Annotated in this window: 5 protein-coding genes; 2 read left to right on the forward strand and 3 right to left on the reverse strand. The window is 68.0% G+C overall.

Annotated features, from left to right (window positions below):
* A partial coding sequence (locus QZY48_RS01260) for a 2-oxo acid dehydrogenase subunit E2 (protein ID WP_295426657.1) occupies positions 1-442 on the forward strand: 442 nt, incomplete at its 5' end.
* Between the two features lie 184 nt (positions 443-626).
* Here the strand turns inward: QZY48_RS01260 and QZY48_RS01265 are convergent.
* The 3 genes from QZY48_RS01265 to secA form a co-directional block, all read right to left on the reverse strand.
* On the reverse strand, positions 627-1,619 hold the full coding sequence (locus QZY48_RS01265; RefSeq protein ID WP_295426660.1) for a Nudix family hydrolase: 993 nt from the start codon (positions 1,617-1,619) through the stop codon (positions 627-629).
* A 197-nt stretch (positions 1,620-1,816) separates the two neighbouring features.
* Positions 1,817-3,031 carry a bifunctional glutamate N-acetyltransferase/amino-acid acetyltransferase ArgJ gene (argJ, locus tag QZY48_RS01270; RefSeq protein WP_295426663.1) on the reverse strand — a complete coding sequence of 405 codons (1,215 nt, stop codon included), beginning with the start codon at positions 3,029-3,031 and terminating at the stop codon, positions 1,817-1,819.
* Positions 3,032-3,040: 9 nt separating this feature from the next.
* Positions 3,041-5,863 (reverse strand): preprotein translocase subunit SecA, encoded by a 2,823-nt coding sequence (gene secA / locus QZY48_RS01275; protein WP_295426665.1) that lies wholly within the window; start codon positions 5,861-5,863, stop codon positions 3,041-3,043.
* Positions 5,864-6,370: 507 nt separating this feature from the next.
* Here secA and QZY48_RS01280 point away from each other — a divergent pair.
* On the forward strand, positions 6,371-7,291 hold the full coding sequence (locus QZY48_RS01280) for a PEP-CTERM sorting domain-containing protein (protein ID WP_295426668.1): 921 nt from the start codon (positions 6,371-6,373) through the stop codon (positions 7,289-7,291).
* Positions 7,292-7,424: the final 133 nt, after the last annotated feature.

Genomic DNA, 7,424 nt, shown 5'->3' on the forward strand with positions numbered 1-7,424 from the left:
CGACATCCTCTACCACGGCTATTACGACATCGGCATCGCCGTGTCCTCCCCGCGCGGCCTGGTGGTGCCGATCCTGCGCAACTGCGACCAGCTCAGCATGGCCGACATCGAGCAGGGCATCACCGAGTTCGGGCGCAAGGCCAAGGACGGGTCCCTGAGCTTCGAGGACCTGACCGGCGGCACCTTCTCCATCACCAATGGCGGCATCTTCGGCTCGCTGCTGTCCACGCCGATTCTGAATCCGCCGCAGAGCGCGATCCTGGGGATGCACAAGACGCAGGAGCGCCCGATTGCCGAGAAGGGGCAGGTCGTCATCGCGCCGATGATGTATCTGGCCTTGACCTATGATCACCGGATCATCGATGGGCGCGATGCGGTGCAGTTTCTGGTGACCATCAAGGAGTCGCTGGAGGAGCCGGCGCGGTTGTTGCTGCGGGTCTGACCCGCTGCCCGGGGGTGCCAGTCCCCGGGGCGTCGGCCTTCGGTCGGCCAGTCGCCGACAGGCGGTGTGGTTGCGGCAGCCATCGCCGCGCACGCCGATTTGATCGTCTCGGGGGATAAACACTTGCTTGATCTCGAATCGCACTGCGGCATTCGCATCGTCCCGCCCGCGGCGGCAGTCCGAATCATCGTGGGCGCTCGACGATGGCGTTGTCGCATCTGACGGGGGAGCGCGCCGGCCACAACCCCCGAATGGCGGCGATCCCCTGGGCGCCGTGGCGGATGGCGTCGGACAGGTCCGTGGGGGCGAGACCGCCCAGGGCGTAGACCGGCAGCGGGATCGGGTCGATGAGGGCGGCGAAGCGCGGCCAGCCCAGCGGGTGGGCCGCGGGGTGGGTGGCGGTGGGCTTGACCGGGGAGAGCAGGGCGTAGTCGAGTTCCAAGGCGGCGGCGCGGCTGAGGTCCGCGGCGTCATGGCAGGAGGCGCCGACCAGTTCGCCGGGCTGGCCGGGGCGCTCGCTCAGGGCGGTCAGACGCCGGGCGCTCAGGTGCAGCCCGTGGCGGGGGGCGTCGGCGATGCCCGCGGGGTCGCGGTTGAGCAGAAGGCGGGCGCCGCTGGCGGCGCAGAGCGCATAGGCGCGTACGGCCAGGTCGCGGTAGGCGGCGTCGTCGATCTCGTGGGCACGCAGTTGTACCAGCCGGACGCCGCCGCGGATGGCCCGCTCGAGCCGCGCCAGCAGCGTTGCGGGGTCCCGCGGGTCGGGGCCGGTGATGAGCAGCAGTTGGGGCAGGCGCAGGGCCGTGATGATGGGGCGGTCGGCGGCGGGGAAGCGGGTCGGGTCCATGGCGTCCGGGTGCAGCCAGGCCAGCGGCTGCCCCTCCCGCCCTTGGGGGACGCCGGCGTGGGCGCCGATGCGGCGCACATCGAGCAGGATGTAGCGGTCGCCGTAGTCGTGGTGGACGCGGATCAGGGGGCGGCTGGTGTAGACCAGGATGCCGAGTTCCTCATCCAGTTCGCGGGCCAGGCCCTGTTCGGGGGTCTCGCCGGGCTCCAGTTTGCCGCCGGGGAACTCCCAGAGTCCGCCCTGGTGGGCCTGCTCGCGGCGGCGGGTCACCAGGACCCGGCCCTGGTCGTCCTGGAGGGCGCCGGCCATGACGTGGATCTGCTTCTTGGGCATCGGCACTGCTTGGTCCCGTAAGGAACAGTCCATTAGGAGATGCTGTTCGCATCGTTGTCGTTGTCGTTGTCGTAATCGAGGTTATCGTAGCGCCGCGGATTCCCTCGCACGCCAAGTTGCAGCGATTCTCCGATTACGATTACGACAACGACAACGACAACGATCGTGTCTGTGCTTAAATTGTTCTTGGCTCGTTACTAAGACCGGTACTCCGCATTGATCCGCACATAGTCGTAGGACAGGTCGCAGGTGAGGACCTCGGCGGCGGACTCGCCGCGGCCCAGGGCGACGCGGATGAGGATCTCGGGCGCGCGCATGACGGCGGCGCCGGCCGCCTCGGTGTAGGTGGGTGCGCGCCCGCCGCCATCGACGATGAGTACGTCACCGAGCCAGACCCGGACCCCGGCGATGGTGAGATCCGCGATGCCGGCGCGCCCGACGGCCGCGAGGATACGGCCCCAGTTCGGGTCGGAGGCGAAGAGCGCGGTCTTCACCAGCGGGGAGTGGGCGATGGTGTAGGCGACCTGGCGCGCCTCGGCGTGGCTCGCGGCGCCCTCAATGCGGACCGTCACCAGCTTGGTGGCGCCCTCGGCGTCGCGCACGATGGCGGTGGCCAGCTCGATGCAGACGGCGTCGAGGGCGGCCTGGAAGGCGGCATAGTCGGGGCTCACGGCGGCGGCGATGGGGTCGTTGCCCAGGGTGCCGGTAGCGGCCAGGACGCAGGCGTCGTTGGTGGAGGTGTCACCGTCCACGGTGATGGCGTTGAAGGAGCGCTCCACCGCGGCGTGCAGACAGGCGGTGAGGAAGCCGGGTGCCACGGCCGCATCGGTGGCCAGGAAGCCGAGCATGGTGGCCATGTCGGGGCAGATCATGCCGGCGCCCTTGGCCATGCCGGTGAGGGTGGCGGTGCGCCCGCCGCACGCGAACTGGCGGGAGACGAGCTTGGGCACCCGGTCCGTGGTCATGATGGCGCGGGCGGCCTCCGGCCAGTGGGTCGCGGCGAGTTGGCCCAGGAGCCGGGGCAGGGCGGCGGCGATGCGCTCCACCGGCAGGTGCTCGCCGATGACGCCGGTGGAGAAGGGCAGGACGCTCCCCGCCGGGTCACCGGTCAATTCGGCGATCGCCTGGCAGCTCGCGGCGGCGTCCAGCAGGCCGCGGGCGCCGGTGCCGGCGTTGGCGTTGCCGGCATTGATCAGCCACCAGCGCGCGCCGCCCGCGCCCAAGTGGGTGCGGGCCAGGGTGACCGGGGCGGCGCAGAAGGCGTTACGGGTAAAGACGGCCGCGCAGTCGGTCCCCGCGGCCAGTTCCACGAGCACCAGGTCGTTGCGGTCGCGGTAGCGGATGCCGGCCGCGCCCACGGCCAGGCGCACGCCGCCGACCGGCAGGAAGTGCAGTTCGGGCTGTTCGGTCATGGCTGAACCTCAGGCGGCCCGGCCATGGCATTGCTTGAACTTCTTGCCGGAGCCGCAGGGACAGGGCTCGTTGCGGCCGACCTTGCGGGCGTCCCGCACGAAGGGCTGGTGGGCCTCGGCCCCGGGCGCGTCCCCGTCCGCGGGGGCGTCCTCATCGTCGGCGGCGTTGAAGCCCCGGAACTCCTCGTGCCTGAACTCGAACTCCCGGGCCGGCGGCGCGTGCGACGCCAACTCCGGCAGCCGCTCGACGGCCTGCACCTGGCGCTTGCACAGGGTGCCGACGACGTCGTGCTTGATGTCGTCGAGCATGGCCGAGAACATCTCGAAGGCCTCGCGCTTGTACTCCTGCTTGGGGTTCTTCTGGGCGTAGCCGCGCAGGTGGATGCCCTGGCGCAGGTAGTCCATGGCGGCCAGGTGGTCCTTCCAGTGGGTGTCCAGGAAGTGCAGCATGACCGCCTTCTCGATCTGCCGCAGGCGCGCGGCGCCCTCCTGCGCCTCCTGCTCCGCGTAGGTCGCGGTCAGGGTGTCGGCGATGCGCCGGCGCAGGGTCTCCTCGTGCAGGTCGTGGTCGGCGTCCAGCCAGTGGCGGACCGGCCAGTCGCCGCCGAAGGTCTCCGTCAGCGCGGCCTCCAGGCCGGGCAGGTCCCACTGCTCCTCCAGACTCTGGGGCGGGATGCAGGCGTTGAGCGTGCGCTCCAGGGTGTCGGCGCGCATGGCGGTGACGGTCTCGGAGATGTCGCCCGTGTCCATCAGCTCGCGGCGCTGGCCATAGATGACCTTGCGCTGGTCGTTGGCGACGTCGTCATATTCCAGGAGTTGTTTGCGGATGTCGAAGTTGCGCCCCTCGACCTTGCGCTGGGCGTTCTCGATCGCCTTGGTGACCCAGGGGTGCTCGATCGCCTCCCCCGGCTGCATCCCGAGCCGCTGCATCATAGAGGCCACCCGCTCGGAGGCGAAGATGCGCATCAGGTTGTCTTCGAGCGACAGATAGAAGCGGCTGGAACCCGGGTCGCCCTGGCGCCCGGAGCGACCGCGCAACTGGTTGTCGATGCGCCGGGACTCGTGGCGTTCGGTGCCGACCACATGGAGCCCGCCGGCGGCGACCACGGCCGCGTGGCGCGCCGTCCAGGCGGTGCGGATGGCCTGCGCGTCGGCGTCCGGACCGGCCTGCTCCAGTTCCGCCTCCAGGTTGCCGCCTAGCACGATATCGGTGCCGCGGCCGGCCATGTTGGTGGCGATGGTGACGGCGCCGGGGCGGCCCGCCTGGGCGACGATGCCGGCCTCGCGCTCGTGCTGCTTGGCGTTGAGCACCTCGTGGGGGACCTCGCCCTCGATCAGGAGCTTGGACACCAGTTCCGAGGTCTCGATGGAGGCGGTGCCGACCAGCACCGGCTGGCCGCGGGTGACACAGTCGCGGATGTCCTCGACGACTGCCTTGTATTTCTCCTCCTGGGTCAGGTACACCAGATCGCCGTTGTCCTTGCGGATCATCGGCTGATTGGTGGGGATCACCACCACCTCGAGCCCGTAGATCTGCTGGAACTCGTAGGCCTCGGTGTCCGCCGTGCCGGTCATGCCCGCGAGCTTGGGGTAGAGCCGGAACAGATTCTGGAAGGTGATGGAGGCGAGCGTCTGGTTCTCCTGCTGGATCGGCACCCGCTCCTTGGCCTCCACCGCCTGGTGCAGGCCCTCGGACCAGCGCCGGCCGGGCATGGTGCGGCCGGTGAACTCATCCACGATGATGATCTGGCCGTCGCGCACGATGTACTCGACGTTCTTCTGAAACAGGGCGTGGGCGCGCAGGGCCGCGTAGACGTGGTGCATCAAGGCGATGTTGGTGGCGTCGTAGAGGCTCTCGCCCGGCGCCAGCAGGCCCATCTCGGTCAGCATCTCCTCGACGTGCTCGTGGCCTTCCTCGCTCAGGAAGGTCTGGCGGGACTTCTCGTCGACCGAGTAGTCACCGGGACCGAAGTCGGGCTTGCCCTCCTCGTTGGTCATCGGGGACTGGCGGGTGAGACGCGGGATGATGGCGTCGATCTGCCGGTACAGGTCGGTGTCGCCCTCGGAGGGGCCGGAGATGATCAGCGGCGTGCGCGCCTCGTCGATCAGGATCGAGTCCACCTCGTCGACGATGGCGTAGAAGGGGAGGCGCTGGCTGCGCTGCCCCGGCTCGAAGGCCATGTTGTCGCGCAGATAGTCGAAGCCGAACTCGTTGTTGGTGCCGTAGGTGATGTCCGCGGCATAGGTCTCGCGGCGGCTGACCGGGCGCAGGTGGCGGTAGCCCTGCCCCTCGGCCGCCGGCTCGTAAGAGGGATCGAACAGATAGGAGGCGGCGTCCGGACCCATCATGCCGGAGGAGTTGATCACCCCGACCGACAGACCCAGCGCGTGGTAGATGCGGCCCATCCAGCAGGCGTCGCGCCGGGCGAGATAATCGTTGACCGTGACCACATGGACCCCCTTGGCGGGCAGCCCGTTGAGATAGCCGGCCAGGGTGGCGACCAGGGTCTTGCCCTCGCCGGTGCGCATCTCCGCGATCTTGCCCTGGTGCAGGACCATGCCGCCGACCATCTGGACATCGAAGTGACGCATCCCGAGCACCCGCCGCCCGGTCTCGCGCACGACCGCGAAGGCCTCGGGCAGCAGCGCCTCGAGGTCCTCCCCGGCGGCGAGCCGGGTGCGGAACTCCTGGGTCTTGGCGGCGAGCGCGGCATCGCCGAGGGCCTGGAGGTCCGGCTCCAGGACATTGATCCGGCTAACGGATTTCAGGAGCTTCCTCACCAGCCGCTCGTTGCGGCTGCCGAAGATCTTCTTGAGCAGATTGCTGACCATCGTTGGGAGGAAGGGCCTTGTGGGATAATCGCCGGGATCTTACCGGATTCCCGTCCTGACCGCAGGTCCTACGCTGGACGACACTGCCATTAGGTTGAGCGCCGCACCACCTCCTGGAGTCCAAGGCTTCAGCCTTGGAGGGGCGCCAAGGCTGAAGCCTTGGACTCCGGGTACACACCTGTCAGCTTTTTTTACACCATGGGTCCCGGCGTACACTTGTTGCTGAAGCCGCCCGCGGCACCCGCTGCCCCGCAAGCCTTGCCGTTGCTTGATCCCCTGACTATTTCCAGACTCCCCGCATGGACCTGGCACATTCCTCGCTTAGACCATTGCCGAGTGAACCCAGGCGTCCAGGCCCGGCGTTCGCGCATGAGGGGGCAGCGGGCCCGGGGCTGCCGACCGGCCAGGGCATCAAGGCCCATCGGTCCCGGCCGGAATGTCCCGCACAGTGCCCGAAGGGACAGCTTCCAGCCCCCTGCCTGATCAAATCTACGGGAAATACGTCAAATGCCGCAACAATCACACGCCCGACCACGGCACCTGTCCGGTGCCTTCAGCACCCTTTGTTCAGCCGTGCCCCGCGCGGCCCTGCGCCGACTCTGGCCGCTGTGCCTCGCCGGCGCCTCGCTCGCGCTATTGCCCTTGCCAGGCAACGCGGCCATCATCGCGGCCTACAATGACCCGAACCTGTTCGGGACGCTCAACCAAAAGGATGTGGTCTTGATCGGCGACTCGGCCTGCGCACCCACCTCGGTCGTCAATTCTTTTGTTTATCTGGAGCAGCGGTATCCGGCAATCTTTGGCCGGAGTCTGGTGCCCGAAATCACCGTTGACGACCAGTACGATACGGCGGAATTGAGGGCGGTCGCCTTGACCCTGGCCGGTCCGAATTACATGGCTACGACCGAGCAGAGCGGAACGCAGGACGGCTACATGGCCTATGGTAAGGAGAAGTACATGGAGGAAAAAATACCGGACAAGACCCTCTACCGCGCCGTCGCCGAGGGGGCCTGGGACGGGCCCTCGGGGATGCAGCCCGACTGGTACCAGGCGAGGACCGTGCCCACGATCGAGTTTCTATACGAGGCGCTGTCGGGCGCCTTCGATGTGGAGGTGGGAGTGACCTGGACCACCCCCGGAGAGACAGGGGGTCACTGGATAACCGCTTATGGTTTGCTGTTCGACACCCTGACCGAGAAGGGGACGCTGGACTTTATCGATCCGTGGCTGGCGGTCAGGATCACCGGGGACCTCATCCTGTCCGGCGGCAAGCTCCAGTTGACCTACACGGGTGGGGCGGCCGAAGATGAAACGCTGACCAGTACGATCGATATCATCGTTGCCGAGACCCCTGAGCCGGCCGTCGTGTTCCTGTTCGGCGCGGGGGGGCTGACCCTGCTCTTCATACGCAGAAGACGAAAGGTCTGAAGGCGGGAATTCCGGGGCAGTCTACTGATTTCTGCCAGGTCAGCAGGGCAGCGGCTGTCGTTGTCGTTGTCGTTGTCGTAATCGGAGAAGCGATGTCGAGAGAATCCGGGGCGCTACGATAATCTCGACAACG

This window comes from uncultured Thiodictyon sp., from assembly GCF_903828115.1.
Lineage (GTDB): Bacteria > Pseudomonadota > Gammaproteobacteria > Chromatiales > Chromatiaceae > Thiodictyon.

Coding starts and splice junctions, on each gene's coding strand:
- QZY48_RS01265 (WP_295426660.1), bottom strand. CDS start 1,619: ATGCCCAAGAAGCAGATCCACGTCATGGCCGGCGCCCTCCAGGACGAC.
- argJ (WP_295426663.1), bottom strand. CDS start 3,031: ATGACCGAACAGCCCGAACTGCACTTCCTGCCGGTCGGCGGCGTGCGC.
- secA (WP_295426665.1), bottom strand. CDS start 5,863: ATGGTCAGCAATCTGCTCAAGAAGATCTTCGGCAGCCGCAACGAGCGG.
- QZY48_RS01280 (WP_295426668.1), top strand. CDS start 6,371: ATGCCGCAACAATCACACGCCCGACCACGGCACCTGTCCGGTGCCTTC.